Origin of the sequence: Pseudomonas sp. S12(2018) (assembly GCF_024355235.1) — a bacterium.
GTDB lineage: Bacteria > Pseudomonadota > Gammaproteobacteria > Pseudomonadales > Pseudomonadaceae > Aquipseudomonas > Aquipseudomonas palmensis.
Genome location: NZ_QLAD01000003.1, coordinates 288,745 through 309,644 on the forward strand (window position 1 = coordinate 288,745; position 20,900 = coordinate 309,644).

17 protein-coding genes are annotated in these 20,900 nt (G+C 66.3%); 8 read left to right on the top strand and 9 right to left on the bottom strand.

Annotated elements, in window-relative coordinates; genetic code table 11:
- The first annotated feature begins 269 nt into the window (after nucleotides 1–269).
- Together DN388_RS08495 and aldA are read left to right on the top strand one after the other, a co-directional pair.
- Nucleotides 270–2,426 carry a PQQ-dependent dehydrogenase, methanol/ethanol family gene (locus DN388_RS08495; protein ID WP_054915158.1) on the top strand — a complete coding sequence of 719 codons (2,157 nt, stop codon included), beginning with the start codon at nucleotides 270–272 and terminating at the stop codon, nucleotides 2,424–2,426.
- Nucleotides 2,427–2,443: 17 nt separating this feature from the next.
- A complete protein-coding gene (gene aldA / locus DN388_RS08500) occupies nucleotides 2,444–3,877 on the top strand; it encodes an aldehyde dehydrogenase (protein WP_043861161.1) in 1,434 nt (477 codons plus the stop codon).
- Between the two features lie 101 nt (nucleotides 3,878–3,978).
- Here aldA and DN388_RS08505 read toward each other — a convergent pair whose 3' ends face one another.
- Together DN388_RS08505 and DN388_RS08510 are read right to left on the bottom strand one after the other, a co-directional pair.
- Nucleotides 3,979–5,874 (bottom strand): sigma-54-dependent Fis family transcriptional regulator, encoded by a 1,896-nt coding sequence (locus tag DN388_RS08505; RefSeq protein ID WP_054915157.1) that lies wholly within the window; start codon nucleotides 5,872–5,874, stop codon nucleotides 3,979–3,981.
- Between the two features lie 136 nt (nucleotides 5,875–6,010).
- The gene (locus DN388_RS08510; RefSeq protein WP_254998712.1) at nucleotides 6,011–6,724 is read right to left on the bottom strand and encodes a LuxR family transcriptional regulator; all 714 of its coding nucleotides are present in this window, start codon (nucleotides 6,722–6,724) and stop codon (nucleotides 6,011–6,013) included.
- A gap of 222 nt (nucleotides 6,725–6,946) precedes the next feature.
- Between DN388_RS08510 and DN388_RS08515 the strand changes: the two genes are divergently transcribed.
- A complete protein-coding gene (locus DN388_RS08515) occupies nucleotides 6,947–7,531 on the top strand; it encodes an acyl-homoserine-lactone synthase (RefSeq protein WP_043861164.1) in 585 nt (194 codons plus the stop codon).
- A gap of 45 nt (nucleotides 7,532–7,576) precedes the next feature.
- Nucleotides 7,577–8,263: a 1-acyl-sn-glycerol-3-phosphate acyltransferase gene (locus DN388_RS08520; protein WP_210015277.1), complete on the top strand. Its 687-nt coding sequence runs from the start codon at nucleotides 7,577–7,579 to the stop codon at nucleotides 8,261–8,263.
- Between the two features lie 65 nt (nucleotides 8,264–8,328).
- Here DN388_RS08520 and DN388_RS08525 read toward each other — a convergent pair whose 3' ends face one another.
- From DN388_RS08525 to glcD, 5 genes are read right to left on the bottom strand one after another with little or no spacing between them, the layout of a single operon-like run.
- Complete coding sequence (locus DN388_RS08525) at nucleotides 8,329–10,506, bottom strand: malate synthase G (protein WP_254998738.1); 2,178 nt, start codon at nucleotides 10,504–10,506, stop codon at nucleotides 8,329–8,331.
- 16 nt (nucleotides 10,507–10,522) lie between these two features.
- On the bottom strand, nucleotides 10,523–10,930 hold the full coding sequence (locus tag DN388_RS08530; RefSeq protein ID WP_043861167.1) for a heme-binding protein: 408 nt from the start codon (nucleotides 10,928–10,930) through the stop codon (nucleotides 10,523–10,525).
- 4 nt (nucleotides 10,931–10,934) lie between these two features.
- Nucleotides 10,935–12,161 (bottom strand): glycolate oxidase subunit GlcF, encoded by a 1,227-nt coding sequence (gene glcF / locus DN388_RS08535; RefSeq protein WP_043861168.1) that lies wholly within the window; start codon nucleotides 12,159–12,161, stop codon nucleotides 10,935–10,937.
- A 13-nt stretch (nucleotides 12,162–12,174) separates the two neighbouring features.
- The gene (glcE, locus tag DN388_RS08540) at nucleotides 12,175–13,254 is read right to left on the bottom strand and encodes a glycolate oxidase subunit GlcE (protein WP_054915154.1); all 1,080 of its coding nucleotides are present in this window, start codon (nucleotides 13,252–13,254) and stop codon (nucleotides 12,175–12,177) included.
- On the bottom strand, nucleotides 13,254–14,753 hold the full coding sequence (gene glcD / locus DN388_RS08545) for a glycolate oxidase subunit GlcD (RefSeq protein ID WP_043861170.1): 1,500 nt from the start codon (nucleotides 14,751–14,753) through the stop codon (nucleotides 13,254–13,256). The genes glcE and glcD overlap by 1 nt, the downstream gene beginning before the upstream one ends.
- Nucleotides 14,754–14,986: 233 nt before the next feature.
- On the opposite strand from glcD, the gene glcC reads away from it, so the two are divergent.
- The 4 genes from glcC (at nucleotide 14,987) to DN388_RS08565 (ending at nucleotide 19,107) form a co-directional block, all read left to right on the top strand.
- Nucleotides 14,987–15,745: a transcriptional regulator GlcC gene (glcC, locus tag DN388_RS08550; protein ID WP_043861171.1), complete on the top strand. Its 759-nt coding sequence runs from the start codon at nucleotides 14,987–14,989 to the stop codon at nucleotides 15,743–15,745.
- A 147-nt stretch (nucleotides 15,746–15,892) separates the two neighbouring features.
- Entirely contained in the window at nucleotides 15,893–17,959 is a 2,067-nt protein-coding gene (treS, locus tag DN388_RS08555; protein ID WP_043861177.1) for a maltose alpha-D-glucosyltransferase, read from the top strand.
- A gap of 187 nt (nucleotides 17,960–18,146) precedes the next feature.
- Nucleotides 18,147–18,608 (top strand): Lrp/AsnC family transcriptional regulator, encoded by a 462-nt coding sequence (locus DN388_RS08560; protein WP_043861187.1) that lies wholly within the window; start codon nucleotides 18,147–18,149, stop codon nucleotides 18,606–18,608.
- On the top strand, nucleotides 18,598–19,107 hold the full coding sequence (locus tag DN388_RS08565) for a GNAT family N-acetyltransferase (protein ID WP_043861188.1): 510 nt from the start codon (nucleotides 18,598–18,600) through the stop codon (nucleotides 19,105–19,107). The genes DN388_RS08560 and DN388_RS08565 overlap by 11 nt, the downstream gene beginning before the upstream one ends.
- Before the next feature lie 3 nt (nucleotides 19,108–19,110).
- Here DN388_RS08565 and DN388_RS08570 read toward each other — a convergent pair whose 3' ends face one another.
- Complete coding sequence (locus DN388_RS08570) at nucleotides 19,111–20,460, bottom strand: OprD family porin (RefSeq protein ID WP_104572659.1); 1,350 nt, start codon at nucleotides 20,458–20,460, stop codon at nucleotides 19,111–19,113.
- A complete protein-coding gene (locus tag DN388_RS08575) occupies nucleotides 20,457–20,894 on the bottom strand; it encodes a pseudoazurin (RefSeq protein WP_058541265.1) in 438 nt (145 codons plus the stop codon). Before DN388_RS08575 ends, DN388_RS08570 begins: the two co-directional genes overlap by 4 nt.
- Nucleotides 20,895–20,900 lie beyond the last annotated feature (6 nt).

The window sequence follows — 20,900 nt, forward strand, 5'->3', positions numbered from 1 at the left end:
CTATCCACAAATTAAATGTTGAAATCCCTGCCATTCGATTTGTGAATGTGGCGTGCGCCGGGCCAGCACTGCGCTACAGGTGTGCGCCCTGTGTAGCGGGTGATGCAACACCTGTAGCGTTGATTGCAGCGTGGGCGGCATCGGTGCGGCGCGCGCAAGGCCGCGTGCCAGAGCGGTTGTGGCGGTTCATGTCACAGCTGGCATGGCGGTTGCGATGAGCTGATGGCGCAGCGCGAAGACTGCGCCACTAATAAGAACAGGACACTCCCATGAGACAGACTGGCCTCGCCTCGCTTCCCCTCAAATCCCTTGCCGTTGCCGTGCTGCTGAGCCTGGCGGGTACACCGGCGCTGGCTGCGGACATCCCGGCCAACGTCGATGGCGCGCGCATCATCGCCGCCGACAAGGAGCCCGGTAACTGGATGAGCACCGGGCGCACCTACGACGAACAGCGCTACAGCCCGCTCAAGCAGATCAGCGACCAGAACGTCGGCCAGCTGGGCCTGGCCTGGAGCTACAAGCTGGACCTGGACCGTGGCGTGGAAGCCACACCCATCGTGGTCGACGGGGTGATGTACACCACCGGGCCGTTCTCGGTGGTGTACGCGCTGGATGCGCGCGACGGCAGGCTGATCTGGAAGTACGACCCGCAATCGGACCGCCACCGCGCCGGCGAAGCCTGTTGCGACGCGGTCAACCGTGGCGTGGCGGTGTGGAAGGGCAAGGTCTACGTGGGCGTGCTCGACGGGCGCCTGGAGGCCATCGACGCCAAGACCGGCCAGCGCGCCTGGTCGGTCGACACCCGCGCCGACCACAAGCGCAGCTACACCATCACCGGCGCCCCTCGGGTGGTCAACGGCAAGGTGGTGATCGGCAACGGCGGCGCCGAGTTCGGCGTGCGGGGCTATGTCACCGCCTACGACGCCGAAACCGGCAAGGAGGCGTGGCGCTTCTACACCGTGCCGGGCGACCCCAAGCTGCCGCCCGAGGGCAAGGGCATGGAGATCGCCGCCAAGACCTGGTTCGGCGATGCCTATGTGGAGCAGGGCGGTGGCGGCACCGCCTGGGACTCGTTCGCCTACGACCCGGAGCTGAACCTGCTGTACATCGGCGTGGGCAACGGCTCGCTGTGGGACCCCAAATGGCGTAGCCAGGCCAAGGGCGACAACCTGTTCCTGTCGTCCATCGTGGCGGTCAATGCCGACACCGGCGAATACGTGTGGCACTACCAGACCACCCCGGGCGATGCCTGGGACTACACCGCCACCCAGCACATGATCCTGGCCGAGCTGCCCATCGACGGCAAGCCGCGCAAGGTGCTGATGCAGGCGCCGAAAAACGGCTTCTTCTATGTGATCGACCGCGCCACCGGCGAGCTGCTGTCGGCCAAGGGCATCGTGCCGCAGAGCTGGACCAAGGGCATGGACATGAAGACCGGGCGGCCGATCCTGGACGAAGAGAACGCCGCCTACTGGAAGAACGGCAAGCGCAACCTGGTGACCCCGGCGTTCTGGGGTGCGCATGACTGGCAGCCGATGTCGTACAACCCCGACACCGGGCTGGTGTACATCCCGGCGCACATCATGTCGGCCTACTACGAGCACATCCCCGAGGCGCCCAAGCGCAACCCGTTCAAGAGCATGTACCAGCTGGGCCTGCGCACCGGGATGATGCCCGAAGGCGCCGAAGGCCTGCTGGAGATGGCCAAGAGCTGGTCGGGCAAGCTGATCGCCTGGGACCCGGTCAAGCAGCAGGCCGCCTGGGAAGTGCCCTACGTGACCATCTTCAACGGCGGCACCTTGAGTACCGCGGGCAACCTGGTGTTCGAGGGCAGCGCCGACGGGCGGGTGATCGCCTATGCCGCCGACACCGGCGAAAAACTCTGGGAGCAACCGGCTGCCAGCGGCGTGATGGCCGCGCCCGTCACCTACAGCGTGGATGGCGAGCAGTACGTGACCTTCATGGCCGGCTGGGGCGGCGCGTTCTCCACCTTTGCCGGGGCCCTGTCGCTGCGGGCCGGCGTGCAGCCGTACGCCCAGGTGCTGACCTACAAGCTGGGCGGCACCGCCAAGCTGCAAGAGCCGGCGCCACGCCCGGACACCCCCAAACCACCCGCGTTGAGCAACGACACCGCTTCGATCGAGGCGGGCGCCAAGCTGTACGACGGTTACTGCTCGCAGTGCCACGGTATCCACGCGGTCAGCGGCGGCGTGCTGCCCGACCTGCGCAAGCTCACCCCGGAAAAGCACCAGATGTTCCTGGGCATCCTCTTCGGTGGCCGCGTGCCGGATGGCATGCCGTCGTTCGCCGACGCCTTCACCCCCGAGCAGGTCGACCAGATCCACCAGTACCTGATCAAGCGCGCCCACGACCTTCATCAGGAAGGCGATACCTGGAAGCAGTTCAGCGCCAAGTCATCCCATTGAAAAGGAGCCATTGACCCATGAGTGACGTCATCTACCAGAACTACATCGCCAATGCGTTCGTCGACAGCGACGCGCAGATCGAGGTGCACAACCCGGCCAATGGACAACTGCTGGGGCGCGTGCCCCAGGCCAGTGACGCGCAGGTGGAGCAGGCCATTGCCGCCGCGCGCAAGGCCCAGAAGAGCTGGGCCACGCGCCCGGCCATCGAGCGCGCCGGCTACCTGCGCAAGATCGCCAGCAAGGTGCGCGACAACGCCGAGCGCCTGGCGCGCATCATCACCGCCGAGCAGGGCAAGGTGCTCGGCCTGGCCCTGGTCGAAGTCAACTTCACCGCCGACTACCTGGACTACATGGCCGAGTGGGCGCGACGCCTGGAAGGCGAGGTGCTCACCAGCGACCGCGCCGGTGAAAGCATCTTTCTGCTGCGCAAGCCGCTGGGTGTGGTGGCCGGGATTCTGCCGTGGAACTTCCCGTTCTTTCTGATCGCCCGCAAGATGGCGCCGGCCCTGCTCACGGGCAACACCATCGTGATCAAGCCCAGCGAAGAAACACCGATCAACTGCTTCGAGTTCGCCCGCCTGGTGGCCGAGACCGACCTGCCCAGCGGCGTGTTCAACGTGGTGTGCGGTACCGGGGCGACCGTGGGCCAGCGCCTGACCAGCCACGCTGGCATCGACCTGATCAGCTTCACCGGCAGCGTGGGCACCGGCTCGCGGATCATGGCCGCGGCGGCGCCGAACATCACCAAGCTCAACCTGGAGCTGGGCGGCAAGGCGCCGGCTATCGTGCTGGCTGATGCGGACCTGGAGCTGGCGGTCAAGTCGATCACCGCGTCGCGGGTGATCAACACCGGGCAGGTGTGCAACTGCGCCGAGCGGGTTTACGTGCAGCGCGAGGTGGCGGATGAGTTCACCGACAAACTGGCCAGCGCCATGGCCGCCACCCGTTATGGTGACCCGCTGGCCGAGGCGGACCTGGACATGGGCCCGCTGATCAACCAGGCCGCCCTGGACAAGGTCGGACAGATGGTGCGCACCGCCACCGGGCAGGGCGCGCAGCTGGTGACCGGGGGCGCGGTGGCCGATCGCGGGCAGGGCTTCCACTACCAGCCGACGGTGCTGGCCGGCTGCTCGGCCGACATGGAGATCATGCGCAAGGAGATCTTCGGGCCGGTGTTGCCGATCCAGATCGTGGAGAGCCTGGACGAGGCGATTGCGCTGGCCAACGACAGTGAATACGGGCTGACCTCATCGCTGTACACGCGCAGCCTGAGTGCAGCGATGCATGCCAGCAACGCGCTGGATTTCGGCGAGACCTACATCAACCGCGAGAACTTCGAGGCCATGCAGGGCTTCCATGCCGGCACGCGCAAGTCGGGGATCGGTGGGGCCGATGGCAAGCATGGGTTGTATGAGTACACGCATACCCATGTGGTCTACATCCAGATCTGAGGCCCAGGTAGCCTGTTAGGGCCTCATCGCGGGTCAAGCCCGCTCCCACAGCCTGTGGGAGCGGGCTCGACCCGCGATGGGTTGCACAGCAACCCCTGCCATCACAACCGATCATTGGGCTGCACCACCCCGTACTTCTTCATCTGCCGATACAGCGTCGAGCGCGCCACCCCCAGTTCAGCCGCCACCGCACTGATGTTCCAGCGATGGCGCCGCAACCTTTGCAGCAACTCGCTGGCCGGGTCCTGGCTGTCGATGCGCAGCGGCTCGCCGCGCACCACCTGCACCACTTCCGCCGGCAGGCAATCCACGTCGATCACCCCGTCCTCGGCCAACGCCACCGCGTAGCGCAACGCATTGAGCAACTGACGAATGTTGCCCGGCCACGCATGGGCATGCAGGCACTGGCGGGCCTGTTCGGTCAACCGCACGCCGCTGCTCTGCGCCGCCAGTAACTGCTCGATCAACGCGCCCCGGTCACTGCGTTCGCGCAAGGCCGGCAACGCCAGGCTCATGCCGCCCAGGCGGTAGTAGAGGTCCTCGCGAAAGCGCTTGTCGCCAATCATCCCGTGCAGGTCCTGGTGGGTCGCCGACACCACCTGCACGTCCAGCGCCACCGGCGCCTGGGCGCCAATCGGGAAGATCTCGCGCTCGGCCAGCACCCGCAGCAAACGGGTTTGCAGGTGCGCCGGCATGTCGCCGATCTCGTCCAGAAACAGCGTGCCGCCGGCGGCCAGTTCCAGCTTGCCCTTCATGCCCTTCTTGTCGGCCCCGGTGAAGCTGCCGCCGCGGTAGCCGAACAGCTCGCTCTCGATCAGCGTCTCGGGAATCGCCGCGCAATTGAGCGCGATGAACGGCCCGGCGCGCCGCGCACTGGCCTGGTGGATGGCGCGGGCGAATGCCTCCTTGCCGGTGCCGGTCTCGCCGGTGATCAGTATCGGCAGGTCCTTGTCGAGCACCTTGCGCACCCGCTGCACCGCCTGTTGCAGGCGCGCATCGCCGCCGGCCAGCTGCTGCAGGTCGGGGTGGCTGCTGCGCACCGGCGGTCTGGCCGGGGCAGGGCGGTGGCGTTGCGACGGTATGCGCAGGCCCACATCCAGCAAGGCGTCGTCCTGCTGCCCGCGCAGGCGCACGCCGCGTGCACCGCCCTGGGTCAGGTGCAGCAGTTCATCCACCGAGGTTGGCAGCAGGCTGTCGATGCGCGCACCCAGCAGCGGCGCTGCATCGCGCTGGTGGGCAACGAAGGTGGCGCGGTTGGCGCCGATGATGCGGCCGTTGTCGTCCAGCGCCAGCAACTGCTCGTTGGCCAGGTCGGCTATGTCGTCGATGGGCTTGAGCGACAGGGTGAGGCGGTCGCGGTAGCACTCGCGAAAGTGCGCGTTCTCGATCAGCCGCGCATACAGGATCACCAGTTGCAGGGTCAGGTACTGCGCCTCCTTGGGCCCGTTGCTGTTCAGGCAAGTGGCGTTCAGGCAGCCACGCAGCAGGCCCTGGGCGTCGAAGATCGGCGCCACCGAGCAGCTCAGGCGAAAGTTGGAGGCCAGAAAGTGCTCTTCGCGGTGGATGATCAGCGGCTGCGCGGCGGCCAGGGTGGTGCCGATGCCGTTGGTGCCGGCAATCGACTCGTCCCAGCGCGCGCCCACCACCAGCCCGGCCTGGGTATAGATGTGGCTGGCTTCGGGCAGGCGGGTGTCGAGGGTGATGCCGTGTTCGTCGCTGAGCAGCACCGCGAACCCGGCCGGCACCACGCGCCTGGCCAGGCCGCTGACGCCCTGGCTGGCGATGGCCAGGTATTGCTGGTGCTGCTGTTGATGCTGGCGGATGGCGTCGGCGCCCAGCACATGGGTACGCCCGGCGGCGCCGGGGTCGAGGCGATGCTCGACCACGCTGCGGTACCAGGACTGCGCAATGACAGGGTCGGGGCGGATGCCGCGCTCGGGGAAGTGATCGTCGACGAAGGCCGCGAGATCGCTCGGGCTGGTCTGGGTATGCTGCATGCTGGGCTCCCGTCGACCGTGGCGCGCGCAGGGGCGGCTCACCGTCATCTTGTTGTCTCGGGCCAGGGGCGGGCACCGATCTGTGCCTACCTTAGTCGCTGTGTCGGGAATTTTCAGCTATTGATGCAGCCCTGGCCTAGAAAAGCATCCCCAGCAGAATCGCCTTCACCGACGCCTCGGCCTTGTTGCTGGCCTGCAGCTTGCGCATGGCGTTGACCAGGTGGAACTTCACCGTGCGGCTGTCGATGGTGAGGATGATGCTGATCTCGCTGTAGGTCTTGCCCACGGCGGTCCATTTGAGCACTTCTTTCTCCCGTGCGGTCAGGGCCTTCTGGGCCTCGGGCAGGTGGGTCTGGGCAAAGAAGCCGGTCATGGCACTGTGCGCCAGTTGCGACAGCCAGATGAGCTTGGCTTCCTTGGCGTCCAGTTCCAGTGTGGAGATCGGGTCATCCGGCCGGGACAGGGACAGCAGGCCGATGGTGCCGTAGTCGCCCTGCACCGACAGGCACCAGCCGTGGTCCAGGCTGTAGTGCCGCGCCTCTTCCCAGAATGCCTGCTGGTGCTGCTGTTGCGCGGCGGCCCACTGCAGGGGCGTGGTGCGGGTCAGCCCGTGGGCCACCGTCGGGTCGCAGGAAAAATAGTCCTCGGCCACGTACCTGGCTTCCCAGGCACTGGGGTAGTTGGAGCGCAGGATGAACTGCGGGGCGGCGATCGGCAGCGGATTCTTCAGCCCATAGGAACAGAACTCGAAGTCCAGCTCGCGGGTAAGCCGGGTCAGCTCGCTGAACAGCTCGCCTTCGTTGCGGCACCCCGTCACCACGGCAATGAAGTGCTCGCGCCAGTCATTCACGCAATGTGCCTTTCATGGGTGGAATGTGCTCGGCCAATGGAGAGTGCAAACAGGCCCGAATTATACCGTACGGTACAGTTTTCGCGGAAAACTTCTGTAGCAAATGGCCATCAGTGCGCTGGCATTTCAGGTTTTTCCTACGAATAAACCTGCCCTTTCGGGCAGCTATATAGGCTCCGGAGGGTTTGTTGTACTCCCAGCTCTTTGAGTTGGGGCGTTTTCATGTTCACTGCTGTAACCGGGACCATCAAAGACTTTCCGCGCACCATGGCGAGCGCACTGGCCGAGTACCGCTACCAGGTGTTTGTAAGGGAGCTGGGCTGGCCATTGCAGTGTCCCGAGGGTCAGGAGTGGGATGAGTTCGACCGCCCCGATACGCTGTATGTGCTGGCATGCGACAAGCAACAGAATATTTTCGGTTGTGCCCGCCTGATCCCCACCCATCGCCCGTACCTGCTGGCAGAAGTGTTTCCGCACCTGGTTGGCGATGCGCCGCTCCCCTATCAGCAGGACATATGGGAGCTCTCGCGCTTCGCCATGAGTTCGCCCAAAGGCCAATACCTGTCGGCTGAACAGGCTTGGCAGAATACCGTGGCGATGGTCGGCAAGGTGATCGATGTGGCCCGTGCCCAGGGGGCGCGCAGGCTGATTGCCTTTACTGCAATGGGTAACGAGCGGTTGCTCAAGCGCATGGGCGTGACCACGCGAAGAATCGCGCGTCCGCAGATGATTGACGACAAGCCGGTGCTGGCCTTCTGGATCGAAATCGATGACCAGACGACCCGCGCACTGCAACTGGCAGCGTGACGGGTGAACATGTCGAGGGAAGGTGGTAAAGCAATGATTGCGTGTGTGCGTTGGCTGTTGGTCGTGCTGTTCGTGGTGGTGACGTTTCCGTTCCTGTGCCTGGTGCTGTTGCTCAACCCGCGCAAGCAGGACAACCTCTACCTGGCCTGCAAGGTCTACAGGGCCATCAACTGGATCTTTGGCGTGCGCGTCGAGGTCGGTGGTTTCGACGCCATCGCGCCCGACCGCTCCTACATCTATGTGGCCAACCACCAGAGCAACCACGATGCATTTGTCGTGGCCCAGGCGCTGCGCCCAGGCACGGTGATCGTGGGCAAGCAGTCGTTGCGCTGGCTGCCGTTGGCCGGGCAGCTGTACTGGCTGACCGGCAGCCTGTTCATCGACCGCAGCAACCCGCGCGCGTCGATCACCAGCTTGCGGCGCATCGCCACCCGCGTGGCCGACAGCAAGACATCGCTCTGGATCTTCCCCGAGGGCACGCGCAACACAGGGCAGGGCGTGCTGCCGTTCAAGACCGGTGCATTTCGCATCGCCAAGGAAATGGGCATCGGCATCATCCCCGTGACCATCAGCCCGGCAGTGCGCCGGATCCGCCACAACGCCCTGGGCTGCACCGATGTGAGTATCGTGGCGCACCGGCCCATCGAGGCCGACCTGGTGGCCAGCATGGATGCCAAGCAGCTGGCGTCGTATACGCGGGAAGTGGTCAACAATGGGTTGCCCATCGTGTAGTTGCCGGGGCCTTCGCCCGCAAGGCTGGTTCCTGCAGGAGCCAGCCTTGCGGGCGAAGAGGCCCGTCAGTTCGCCGCCTTGAACCTCAAGCGCCACGCATGCAGCAGCGGCTCGGTATACCCGCTCGGCTGCTCACGCCCCTTGAACACCAGGTCGCTGGCGGCCTGGAACGCCATCGAGGTGGCGAAGTCCGGCGCCATCGGGCGGTATGCCGCATCCCCGGCATTCTGCCGGTCGACCACCACCGCCATGCGTTCGAGCACCTCGCGTACCTTGGCCTCGCTCACCGTGCCATGCAGCAGCCAGTTGGCAATGTGCTGGCTGGATATACGCAAGGTCGCACGGTCTTCCATCAGGCCGACGTTGTGGATGTCCGGCACCTTGGAGCACCCGACTCCTTGCTCCACCCAGCGCACCACGTAACCGAGAATGCCCTGGCAGTTGTTCTCCAGCTCCTGCAGTTTTTCCGCATCGCTCCAGTTCGGACGCGGCGATACCGGAATGGTCAGCAGGTCGTTGAGCAGGCTGTCACGCTCGCCGGCCAGGTCGATGCGCTGCAATTCGCTCTGCACCCCCTGCACGTCCACCTGGTGATAGTGCAGCGCATGCAGCGTGGCGGCCGTGGGCGAGGGCACCCATGCGGTGGTGGCACCGGCCTTGGGGTGGCCGATCTTCTGCACCAGCATGTCGGCCATCAGGTCGGGCATGGCCCACATGCCCTTGCCGATCTGCGCGCGCCCCTTGAGCCCGCAGGCCAGCCCCACCAGCACGTTGTTGCGCTCGTAGGCGGTGATCCACGGCGTGGACTTCATGTCGCCCTTGCGCAGCATCGGGCCGGCTTCCATGGCGCTGTGCATCTCGTCGCCGGTACGGTCGAGAAAGCCCGTGTTGATGAACACCACCCGCTCGTGCGCTGCGCCGATGCACGCCTTGAGGTTCACCGAGGTGCGCCGCTCCTCGTCCATGATGCCCATCTTCAGGGTGTTGCGCGGCAGCGCCAGCAGGTCTTCGACACGCCCGAACAGTTCGGCGGCAAACGCCACTTCGGCAGGGCCGTGCATCTTCGGCTTGACGATGTACACGCTGCCGCTGCGCGAGTTGCCGCGCCGCTGCAGGTCGTGGATGGCGATCAGGCCGGTGAGCACCGCGTCCATGATGCCCTCGGGAATCTCGGCGCCATCGCCATCGAGAATCGCCGGGTTGGTCATCAGGTGGCCGACGTTGCGCACGAACAGCAGCGAACGGCCATGCAGGGTCAGTGTTGCGCCATCGGCTGCGGTGTAGACGCGGTCCGGGTTGAGGCGGCGCACGCGGGTCTTGCCGCCCTTGCTGATCGCTTCGCTCAGGTCGCCTTTCATCAGGCCCAGCAGGTTGCGGTAGATCAGGGTCTTGTCTTCGGCATCCACCGCGGCCACCGAGTCCTCGCAGTCGAGGATGGTGCTCAGGGCGGCTTCGACCAGCACGTCCTTGACCCCGGCCGCATCGGTCTGGCCGATGGCGCTGGTGGGGTCGATCTGGATTTCCAGGTGCAGGCCGTTGTTCTTCAGCAGCACCGCGTTCGGCTGGGCGGCATCGCCCTGGAAACCGACGAACTTGGCGGGGTCTTTGAGTGTGGTGGTCATGCCGCTGATGAGCTCGACGCGCAGTTGCCCGTCCTCGATGCGGTAGGCCTTGGCCTCGGCGTGCGAGCCGCCGGCCAGCGGTGCAGCCTGGTCCAGGGCCTTGCGTGCAAAGGCGATGACCTTCTGGCCACGGCGCGGGTTGTAGCCCTCGCCAGCCTCGGCGCCGTCGGCGTCGCTGATCGCATCGGTGCCATACAGCGCGTCATACAGCGAGCCCCAGCGTGCGTTTGCGGCGTTGAGCGCATAGCGCGCGTTCATCACCGGCACCACCAGCTGCGGGCCGGCCTGTTCGCACAGCTCGCTGTCGACGTTGGAGGTGCTCACCGCCACCTGTTCAGGCACCGGCACCAGGTAGCCGATCTCGCTCAGGAAGGCGCGGTAGGCCGGCATGTCGGCCACCGGGCCCGGGTGGGCGCGGTGCCAGCTGTCCAGCGCGGCCTGCAGGCGGTCGCGTTCGGCGAGCAGGGCGCGGTTCTTCGGCGCCAGGTCGTGCACCAGGGCGTCGAAGCCTTGCCAGAAGTTGGCCTCCGGCACACCGGTGCCGGGCAGGGCCTCGGTTTCGATGAAGTGCTGCAGGGCGCTCGCGACCTGCAGGCGTTGACGCTGAATACGGTCGTTCATGTTCGGTTGCTCCTGATCAGTCTTTAACGGCGGCAACGCCGGCCTTGGCCACCTGGGCGTCCTGTTCGGACTTGACCCCCGACACACCCACCGCGCCGACCACCTGGCCGTCGACGATCACCGGCACGCCGCCTTCGAGCGTGCCGCTGATCACCGGCACCGACAGGAACGCCGTGCGCCCGCCATTGATCATGTCTTCGTACAGCTTGGTTTCACGTCGGCCCAGCGCCGCGCTGCGGGCCTTTTCGGTGGCGATGTAGGCACTCACCGGCGCGCAGCCGTCCAGGCGCTCGAAGCCCAGCGGGTGGCCGCCGTCGTCGACCACGGCAATGCTCACGGCCCACTGGTTGGCCTGGGCCTCGGCACGGGCGGCGGCGAGAATCTGCTGCACGTCGCTCAGGGTCATTACGGGTTTGCTTTGCATGAAATCAGGCTCCTGGGTTGAGGGCTTGGTCAACGAGTTCGATCCAGTGCCGCACGGGGGTTCGCCCGGCACCGTCGAGGTGGGTCTGGCAGCCGATGTTGGCCGTGGCGATCACGTCGGGGTGGCCACTTTCCAGCGCATCGAGCTTGTTGTCGCGCAGTTGCCTGGACAGCACCGGCTGGGTCAGCGAATAGGTGCCGGCCGAACCGCAGCACAGGTGGCTGTCGGGTACCTCGGTAAGGTTGAAGCCCAGGCGTTTGAGTACGGCTTCAACTGCGCCGCCAAGTTTTTGTGCGTGCTGCAGGGTACACGGGCAGTGGAAGGCCAGGGTCTGGTCGCAGCAGGCCTCGAAGCGCTCCAGCGGTTCGGCGCGGATCACTTCGACGATGTCCCGCGCCAGGGCGCTGATGCGCTCGGCCTTGGCCGCGTAGGCCGGGTCGTCGCGCAGCAGGTAGGCGTATTCCTTGACGAAGGCGCCGCAGCCGCTGGCGGTCTGCACGATGGCTTCGGCGCCGGCTTCCACGGCTGGCCACCAGGCGTCGATATTGCGCCGCGCACGTTCAAGCCCGGTGTCCTGCGCGTTGAGGTGATAGTCCACCGCGCCGCAGCAGCCGGCCTGGGCAATCGGCGTGATGCTGATGCCCAGGCGGTCGAGCACGCGCGCGGTGGCGGCGTTGGTGTTGGGCGACAGGCTGCGCTGCACGCAGCCTTCGAGCATCAGCACGCGCCGTGCATGGGTGGCCTGGGGGCGTTGCCGGGCCGGTGCCACGCTGCGTGGCAGGTGGGTCCTGAATGCCTCGGGCAGCACTGGGCGCAGCAGCTCGCCGGTACTCACCAGCGCCTGGAACAGGGCCGGGCGCGGCACCACGGCGCGCAGGCCGCTGCGCAGCAGGCGCTGGCCCAGCGGGCGGGGTACACGGGCCTCGATGGCGTCGCGACCGATGTCCAGCAGCTTGTGGTACTCCACCCCCGACGGGCAGGTGGTTTCGCAGTTGCGGCAGGTCAGGCAGCGGTCCAGGTGCTGCTGGGTCTTCTCGCTGACGGTGTCCTGCTCGAGGAATTGCTTGATCAGGTAGATGCGTCCGCGCGGGCCGTCCAGCTCGTCGCCCAGTTCCTGGTAGGTGGGGCAGGTGGCATTGCAGAAGCCGCAGTGCACGCAACTGCGCAGGATGCGTTCGGCTTCGTCGGCGTGGGGCAGGCGCTTGGCCGCTTCGCTCAGGTTGGTCTGCATGGTGGCTCCTGGGTCAGACGTCGGCGTACTGGCGGCCGGGGTTGAAGATGCCCTGAGGGTCCAGGTTGCGCTTGAGCGTCTGGTGAAACCGCAGGATCGGTGCGGCCAGCGGCTGGAACGGGCTGTCCACCACGCCCGGGGTGAAGCAGGTGGCGTGCCCGTTGGCGGCGGCGGCGAGTTGACGGATGCTGTCGGCATCGGCGCTGCTCTTGAGCCAGCGTTGCGCGCCGCCCCAGTCGATCAACTGCTCGCCCTCGATCGCCAGCGGCGCCGTCAGTGCCGGCACCGACAGGCGCCACAGCGGGCGCGGGTCGTCGAAGAACGCCAGGCGCTGTTCGCGCAGGTCGTCCCAGTAGCTGTCATCCAGCGCATCGCCGCCCAGGCGTTCGGCGGCGGCGCGTACCGAACCCTCGTTGCCTTCCAGGCGCAGGTACAGGGTGCTGCCGTCATGGCTGGCGGCGGTCAGCGGGATCGGCTGCTGGCCCCATTCGCCGAGCTTGTCCAGGGCCATCTGCAGCGGCATGGCCTGGCGCAGGCTGACCCGGCAGCGGTACTTGGGCAGCACCTTGAACGAGGCTTCGGTGATCACCCCCAGGCAGCCCAGGCTGCCGGCCAGCAGGCGCGACAGGTCGTAGCCGGCGACGTTCTTCATCACCTCGCCGCCAAAGCGCAGGTGCGTGCCCAGGCCGCTGATCATGCGCGTGCCCAGTACGAAGTCGCGTACCGAACCCGCCCATGGGCGACGCGGGCCCGACAGGCCGGCAGCGAGCATGCCGCCGACCGTGGCGTTGTCGCCAAAGCACGGCACTTCGCAGGCAAGCATCTGCCCGCCACGCTCCAGCGCGGCCTGCAGCTCGCGCAGGGGCGTGCCGGCGCGGGCGGTGATCACCAGTTCGGTGGGGTCGTAGGAGACGATGCCGGTGTGCCCGGCGAGGTCCAGTGGCTGGGCGTCGACGGGGCGCCCGTAGAAGGTCTTGCTGGCACCGCCGCGGATGAACAGCGGGGTGCGCTCGGCGATGGCCTGCTGCACGCGGGCCAGCAGGTCGGCGCTGCGGTCGCTGCCGTGGGCCGGGTCGAACAGTACGGTGCTCATCAGAAGCGCTCCAGGTCCGGGAAGGGCAGTTGGCCGTGGTGCACGTGCATGGCGCCGAATTCGGCGCAGCGGTGCAGGGTGGGGATGTTCTTGCCCGGGTTGAGCAGGCCCAGCGGGTCGAACGCAGCCTTTACCGCATGGAACAGGCTCAGCTCGTCGCTGTTGAACTGGGCGCACATCTGGTTGATCTTCTCGCGGCCTACGCCGTGCTCGCCGGTGATGCTGCCGCCGACCTTCACGCACAGCTCGAGGATCTTGCCGCCGAACGCCTCGGCGCGTTCCAGCTCGCCGGGGGTGTTGGCATCGAACAGGATCAGCGGGTGCATGTTGCCGTCGCCGGCATGGAACACGTTGGCCACGCGCAGGTTGTACTCGGCCGAGAGGTCGGCGATGGCCCCCAGCACGTGGGGCAGTTCGCGCCGGGGTATGGTGCCGTCCATGCAGTAGTAGTCGGGCGACAGCCTACCCACGGCGGGGAAGGCGTTCTTGCGCCCGGCCCAGAAGCGCACGCGCTCGGCTTCGTCGCGGGCCAGGCGCACTTCGGTGGCACCGGCCTGTTCGAGCAGCACGCGCACGCGCTCGCAGTCGTCGTGCACGTCGGCCTCGACGCCGTCCAGTTCACACAGCAGGATGGCCTCGGCCTCTACCGGGTAACCGGCGTGGATGAAGTCTTCGGCGGCGCGAATCGCCAGGTTGTCCATCATCTCCAGGCCGCCGGGGATGATACCGGCGGCGATGATGTCGCCCACGGCGCGGCCGGCCTTTTCCACCGAGTCGAAGGCGGCCAGCAGCACCTTGGCCACCTGCGGCTTGGGCAGCAGCTTGACGGTGACTTCGGTGATGATGCCGAGCATGCCCTCGGAACCTGTGAACAGCGCCAGCAGGTCAAAGCCGGGGGCGTCCAGGGCATCGCTGCCCAGGGTCATGCGTTCGCCCTCGACGCTGAGCATCTCGACCTTGAGCACGTTGTGCACGGTCAGGCCGTACTTGAGGCAGTGCACGCCACCGGCGTTCTCGGCGACGTTGCCGCCGATCGAGCAGGCGATCTGCGAGGAGGGGTCGGGTGCGTAGTACAGCCCATGCGGCGCGGCAGCCTGGGAAATCGCCAGGTTGCGTACGCCGGGCTGCACGCGGGCAAAGCGCCCGGCCGGGTCGATTTCAAGAATCTTGTTGAAGCGCGCCATTACCAGCAGCACGCCCTTTTCCAGCGGCAGCGCGCCGCCGGACAAGCCGGTGCCGGCGCCACGTGCCACCACCGGCACCTTGCGCTCGTGGCACAGGCGCAACACGCTCTGCACCTCTTCCAGATGGCGCGGCAGCACCACCAGCATCGGCGTGGTGCGGTAGGCCGAGAGGCCGTCGCACTCGTAGGGCTTGAGGTCTTCGGCGGCGTGCAGGATATCCAGGTCGGGCAGGCGGCTCTGCAGGGTGTGCAGGAACTCGGCCCGGTCGACGCTGTGCAGCGCACCATCGACGCGTTCGTCGTAGAGAATGTTCATGGGCAGGCTAACGACCCTTGTCTTGTTGTTATGGAAGCTCGATGGACCACGGCTCACTTGCATCATTGGCCGGCGGCGGCTTAGTGTCTATCGCTCAAATCACTGGTCGAACCAGTTTGTTTCTGTGGTTTTTCCGGCTTTTTCATGAATATTCAATAAATACAGTTAGTTATGTATTGATCTGGCAAGGGTAATAAAGCCCATGGTGTCTGGTCATACCAGTTGGAGGGACGATGGGCGAAGCGCTTTCAATGCAGGTGGCAGACGTGGTGTGCGAGCGCATCGAGCGGCTGATCGTCGATGGAGTGCTCAAGGTCGGCCAGGCGCTGCCGTCGGAGCGGCGCCTGACCGAAAAGCTCGGCGTGTCGCGCACGGCCCTGCGCGAAGGGCTCAAGCTGCTGCGCGCCAAAGGCATCATCGAGACTGCGCATGGCAAGGGTTCATATGTCGCGCAGTTGTCGGGGCAGGGCAGCACCTCGGCATTGATGCACCTGTTCAGTTCGCAGCCGCGCACCCTGTACGACCTGTTCGAGGTGCGCAGCCTGCTGGAAGGGGAGTCGGCACGCCTGGCGGCGCTGCGCGGCACCGAGGCGGACTTCGTGCTCATACGGCGCAGCTACGAGGCGTTGCTGGCGGCCCATGAGCAGCCACTGACGGCCTCTGAGCATGCGCACCTGGACCATGCGTTTCACCTGGCGATCTGCGAGGCCTCGCACAACCCGGTGCTGGTGCAGACGCTGCGCTCGCTGACCGACCTGCTGTTGAACTCGGTGTTCGCCTCGGTGAACAACCTGTACCACCGCGACGTGCAGAAGCGCCAGATCGACCGCCAGCATGCGCGGCTGTACAACGCCGTGACCGGGCGAATGCCGGAGCAGGCGCGCAAGGCGGCGATTGCGCATATCCAGGGCATCTGCGCGAACCTCAAGGAGATCGAAGAGGAGGAGCAGCGGCTGGTACGCGCGACGTTGCGGCTGGAGGGGTGGGTTTGAGGGCGTGTGGGCCGGGGTAGGCGCGCCGTGCGGCGGAGCTCTGCCACATCTGCCCGCTGGTCGCAGCAAAAAATGCGAACGATTGCAGTCAAACCCACTCACACCTTGAGGGCACGACCCCACGCCCCCCGTCGAAGGAGCAAGCGTATGACCCAGCGAGGCCAGGACACCATCGAATGGCTGCAAGGCCAGTCCATGCTGCAAGCCGCCCGCGACCGCGCCCGGCTGTATGCAGGGCAGGCGCGCATGTGGCTGCACCCTTACGCCGAGGCCCGCGCCCGCGACGCCAGTGCCATCGCCTCGGTGTGGCTGACGGTGTACCCGGCCTCGATCATCGTCGAGGAGGGCGGTTCGGTGTTGCAGGCGCTGGCCCATGAGCAGCTGTGGCAGGCGCTGTCGGAGCTGGGCATCCAGGGCGTGCACACCGGGCCGTTGAAGCGCTCGGGCGGCATCACCCAGCGCGAGTTCACCCCCAGCGTGGACGGCAACTTCGACCGCATCAGCTTCGACATCGACCCGCGCTACGGCAGCGAGGCCGAGCTGGTGCACCTGAGCAAGGTGGCCTCGGCGCACAACGCGGTGACCATCGACGACTCGATCCCGGCGCACACCGGCAAGGGCGCCGATTTTCGCCTGGCCGAGATGGCCTACGGCGACTATCCCGGGCTGTACCACATGATCGAGATCCGCGAAGCCGACTGGGGCCTGCTGCCCGAGGTGCCGGCCGGGCGCGATGCGGCCAACCTCACGCCGGCCATGTGCGACGAGCTCAAGGCTCGCCACTACATCGTTGGCCAGTTGCAGCGGGTGATCTTCTTCGAGCCCGGCATCAAGGAAACCGACTGGAGCGCCACGCCGCCGGTACTCGGGGTCGACGGCAAGCTGCGACGCTGGGTGTACCTGCACTACTTCAAGGAGGGCCAGCCATCGCTGAACTGGCTGGACCCAAGCTTTGCCGCGCAGCAGCTGATCATCGGCGACGCCCTGCACGCCATCGACGTGCTCGGCGCCCGTGGCCTGCGTCTGGATGCCAATGGCTTTCTCGGCGTGGAGCGGCGCGCCGAAGGGCCGGCCTGGTCGGAGAGCCACCCGCTGTCGGTCACCGGCAACCAGTTGCTGGGCGGCATGATCCGCAAGGCCGGTGGTTTCAGCTTCCAGGAACTGAACCTGACCCTGGACGACATCGCCAACATGTCCCACGGCGGCGCCGACCTGTCCTACGACTTCGTCACGCGCCCGGCCTACCAGCACGCGCTGCTGACCGGTGACACCGAGTTCCTGCGCCTGATGCTGCACCAGATGCATGCGTTCAAGATCGACCCGGCCTCGTTGATCCATGCCCTGCAGAACCACGATGAACTGACCCTGGAGCTGGTGCATTTCTGGACCCTGCACGCCAACGACAGCTACCTGTACAAGGGCCAGACCTTCCCCGGCAACATCCTGCGCGAGCATATCCGCAGCGAGATGTACGAGGGCCTGGCGGGCGAGCACGCGCCGTACAACCTCAAGTTCGTGACCAATGGCGTGTCGTGCACCACGGTCAGCATCATCACCGCCGCGCTGGGCATTCGCGACCTGGGCAGCATCGACGCCGAGCAGCTGGCGCTGATCCAGAAGGTGCACCTGCTGCTGGCCATGTACAACGCCATGCAGCCGGGGGTGTTTGCGCTGTCGGGCTGGGACCTGGTCGGCGCCTTGCCGCTGGAGCCCGAGCAGGTGGAGGGGCTGATGGGTGACGGCGACACCCGCTGGATTCATCGCGGCGCCTATGACCTGGCCGACCTGGACGTGGAGGCGCAGCTCTCGGCCGAAGGCCTGCCGCGTGCGCGTTCGCTGTATGGCAGCCTGGCCAGCCAGTTGCAGCAGCCCGACAGTTTTGCCAGCAGCCTGAAACGCATGCTCGCTGTGCGCCAGGCCTATGCGATTGCGGCGAGCCGGCAGATCCTGATCCCCGAGGTGGCCAACCCGGCCTTGCTGCTGATGGTGCACGAGCTGCCGGCAGGCAAGGGCATCCAGATCACCGCACTCAACTTCGGTGCCGAGCCGCTGAGCGAAACCCTGCATCTGCCGGATGTAAGCCCCGGCGCGGTGGTGGACATGATCAACGAACGGCTGGAGGGCGAGCTGAGCGAAGCGGGGGAGATGACCATCAATCTGGATGGCTATGAGGGCCTTTCGCTGCGCATCGTGAGCAGTGTGGCGACGCTGTAGGCGTTTGCATGCGGTAACGTTTTTACAGGCCCGGGGCTTCGTGTCTGACGGTTCCCCGGCCCCTTCGCTGGCAAGGCCAGCTCCTGCAAGGGGCCGCCACCGTCACCGCACTGCTGCCTGCCCCGTGACACACCCCACCCACCTGATGGAAAATGCCCGACGCCTCTCCCCACCAAAAGGCTTCTGCATGGACAAGCTGGACCGGGCAATACTCGACCTTCTGCAAACCGACTGCACCCGCGCGGTGGGCGATATCGCCGAGCAGATCGGCCTGGGCACCACCGCCTGCTGGCGGCGCATCCAGAAGCTCGAAGAGGCCGGCATCATCCGCGGCCGCGTGGCCCTGCTCGACGGCAAGAAGCTCAATGTCGGCGTGGTGGTGTTCGTCTCGATCAAGACCACCCAGCACAACGCCGACTGGCTGGCCGGCTTTCATGCCGCCGTGGCCGGTATCGACGAAGTGCTGGAGGTGTACCGCATGGCCGGCGACACCGACTACCTGCTGCGCGTGGTGGTGCCGGACGTGGCCGCCTACGACGCGGTGTACAAGCAGTTGATCCGCATTCCGGGGCTGTCCGACATCAGTTCCAGCTTCTCCATGGAGCAGATCAAGTACTCCACCCGCCTGCCGCTGCGCTATGCGCCCTGAGCCGATCACGCTGCACCAGGCCGGCGCCGACGACAGGCAGGCTGCCGTAGCATTCGTGATGCAGGCCCGCGCCGCGCTGTTCCCCAAGCTCGCCGCCACCGGGATGCCGGCAGACCTGCAGCAGTTCGAACAGGTCTACCTGCACGGCGCGGGGCGTTTCCTGCTGGCCCGCTGCAATGGCCAGATCGTCGCGGCCATCGGCTACCTGCCTTACGACCACCGCTTCCGCCAGCTCGACTACCGTGGGCAGAAGGTGGTGGAAGTGGTGCGCCTGTTCGTGTTGCCGGCCTATCGCCGCAGCGGGCTGGCCGGTGAGTTGTACCGCGCGTTGCGTGAGCTGGCGCTGCAGGACCAGGTGCAGGTGCTGTACCTGCACACCCATCCGTTTCTGCCAGGCGCCATTGGTTTCTGGCAAAAACATGGCTTCGAGATCATCGATGTGGAAGCCGACCCGGTGTGGCAGACCACCCACATGCAATGTCGCCTGCCCGCCGGCTGAACCTCAGAAGCGCCCGTTGAGCGGGTATTCCACCGCCAGGCGGATCTGGTCGGCATCCAGCTCGGCCTGGGCAGTGTTGCCCCGGTGCACGTTGTGCCGCAGCGACACGGTGGTGCCCTTGGCCACGCCGCCCTGCACCACGTAGCGCGCCTCCAGGTCGCGCTCCCAGTGCTTGCCGCCTTCGCCGTAGCCCAGGTACGCATAGCCGCCACGCGGGTCGACGTGGCTGCCATCGATGCGGCTGCCGCGCACATACGCCGCACTCAGCACCAGCCCGGGCAGGCCCCACGGGGTCATCGCCAGGTCGTAGCGGGCCTGCCACGACTGCTCGTTGGGGGCGTTGAAGTCCGACAATTGCACGGCGTTGCTGATGAAGATCGCGCCACGGGTCACATAGTCGAACGGTGTGTCGCCATCGACCTTCTGGTAGCCCAGGCTGAAGCTGTGCGGGCCCTGGGCGTAGGTCGAGAGCAGGCTCCAGGTGGTGTTGTCGATCTGCCCGGACAACGCCTTGCCGGTGTCGGTGGTGCGGTACAGGTTGAGGTTGAAGGTGAGCGAGCGGTTGGCGTCCAGTGCATGGCTGAAGGTGCCGCCCAGGTAGTGCTGGTTCCAGGTGTCTTCGTAGCGCGAGGTGTACAGGCTGGCGCTGAGGCTCGGGCTTGCACTGTAGACCACCCCGGCCAGGTCGAAGGCATCGCCCTTTGCTGCGTTGGAGTAGTTCACCACGAACCCCTGGTCATGGCTGCTGGCGTTGCGGTCGGTGCTCTCGGTGAAGTGCCCGCCTATCAGTTTCACCCCATCGAATTCGGTGCTGGTGACAAATACCCCGGTGGCAGTTTCGGGCAGCAGGCGGCTGTCGGACGAGCTGAACACCGGGGTCTTGACCCGCTGTTCGCCATACGACAGCACGGTGGAGGAGGCCCGAAGCTTGACCGCCGCGCCGCCGCGGCTGAACTCGTTCTTGGGGTGACCGTGGTTGTCCAGCCCCAGCAGGCGCGCCTTGCCGGCGCGTCCGCCGCCGCTGTCCAGTTGCACGCCAAGGTAGGCATGGGCATCCACGCCCACGCCGATCAGGCCCTGGGTGAAGCCCGACTGCAACGTGCCCATCAGGCCATAGGCCCATTCCTCGGCATAACCGTTGCGCTCGGCACGGGGCTTGTAGGCATTGCGTGCGCCGCTGTTGCGCGCGCCGTGGCGGTATTCGCGGTTGTCGTACACGCTGCGGTTGAGCAGGCTCCAGGTGCTGTCTTCGATAAGGCCGTTGGCCTGCTCCTGAGCCGATTCGGCCAGCACCAGGGGCGCCGGCCCGGCCAATGCCAGCAGCAGGGCCGAACGGGTGCGCAGTGCGATCATTGTGCGGCCTCGCGTTGCAGCAGGGCGGCAAGACGATCTGCTGCACGCCTGGGCAAGGTGCTCGGCAGGCTTGGTGGCGTGGCGGCGGGCTCACCGACCTGGATCAGCATCACCATGCCCATCGACAGGTGCGGGATGCACTGGATGCCGTACAGGCCCGGCACGTTGAAGGTCTGCTCGATTTGCTGGTTGATCCTGCCCTTGAACGCCTCGGCGCCTTCGGGCAGCAGGCCGGGCAGCGAGGCGGCATTGTGCCCGCTCTGGGTGGCGATGAACTTCACCGAATCGCCGGGGGCGATGCGCAGGTAGTCCGGCTCGTACACCATGCTGCCGGTCGCACCACGGTTGAGCATTTTCACTTCGTGCACCTCGGCCGATACCGAAGGGGCGAGCAGGGCGCTGGCGAGCAGCAGGGGCAAGGCGGCAAGGCGCATGGGCGG

Bases quoted from the DNA above. Each gene is read 5' to 3' on its own strand.
- glcD (WP_043861170.1), bottom strand. From the start codon at position 14,753: ATGAACATTCTCTACGACGAACGCGTCGATGGTGCGCTGCACAGCGTC.
- glcE (WP_054915154.1), bottom strand. From the start codon at position 13,254: ATGAGCACCGTACTGTTCGACCCGGCCCACGGCAGCGACCGCAGCGCC.
- DN388_RS08505 (WP_054915157.1), bottom strand. From the start codon at position 5,874: ATGCAGCATACCCAGACCAGCCCGAGCGATCTCGCGGCCTTCGTCGAC.
- treS (WP_043861177.1), top strand. From the start codon at position 15,893: ATGACCCAGCGAGGCCAGGACACCATCGAATGGCTGCAAGGCCAGTCC.
- DN388_RS08560 (WP_043861187.1), top strand. From the start codon at position 18,147: ATGGACAAGCTGGACCGGGCAATACTCGACCTTCTGCAAACCGACTGC.
- aldA (WP_043861161.1), top strand. From the start codon at position 2,444: ATGAGTGACGTCATCTACCAGAACTACATCGCCAATGCGTTCGTCGAC.
- glcF (WP_043861168.1), bottom strand. From the start codon at position 12,161: ATGCAGACCAACCTGAGCGAAGCGGCCAAGCGCCTGCCCCACGCCGAC.
- DN388_RS08495 (WP_054915158.1), top strand. From the start codon at position 270: ATGAGACAGACTGGCCTCGCCTCGCTTCCCCTCAAATCCCTTGCCGTT.
- DN388_RS08525 (WP_254998738.1), bottom strand. From the start codon at position 10,506: ATGAACGACCGTATTCAGCGTCAACGCCTGCAGGTCGCGAGCGCCCTG.
- DN388_RS08570 (WP_104572659.1), bottom strand. From the start codon at position 20,460: ATGATCGCACTGCGCACCCGTTCGGCCCTGCTGCTGGCATTGGCCGGG.
- DN388_RS08530 (WP_043861167.1), bottom strand. From the start codon at position 10,930: ATGCAAAGCAAACCCGTAATGACCCTGAGCGACGTGCAGCAGATTCTC.
- DN388_RS08515 (WP_043861164.1), top strand. From the start codon at position 6,947: ATGTTCACTGCTGTAACCGGGACCATCAAAGACTTTCCGCGCACCATG.
- DN388_RS08565 (WP_043861188.1), top strand. From the start codon at position 18,598: ATGCGCCCTGAGCCGATCACGCTGCACCAGGCCGGCGCCGACGACAGG.
- glcC (WP_043861171.1), top strand. From the start codon at position 14,987: ATGGGCGAAGCGCTTTCAATGCAGGTGGCAGACGTGGTGTGCGAGCGC.
- DN388_RS08575 (WP_058541265.1), bottom strand. From the start codon at position 20,894: ATGCGCCTTGCCGCCTTGCCCCTGCTGCTCGCCAGCGCCCTGCTCGCC.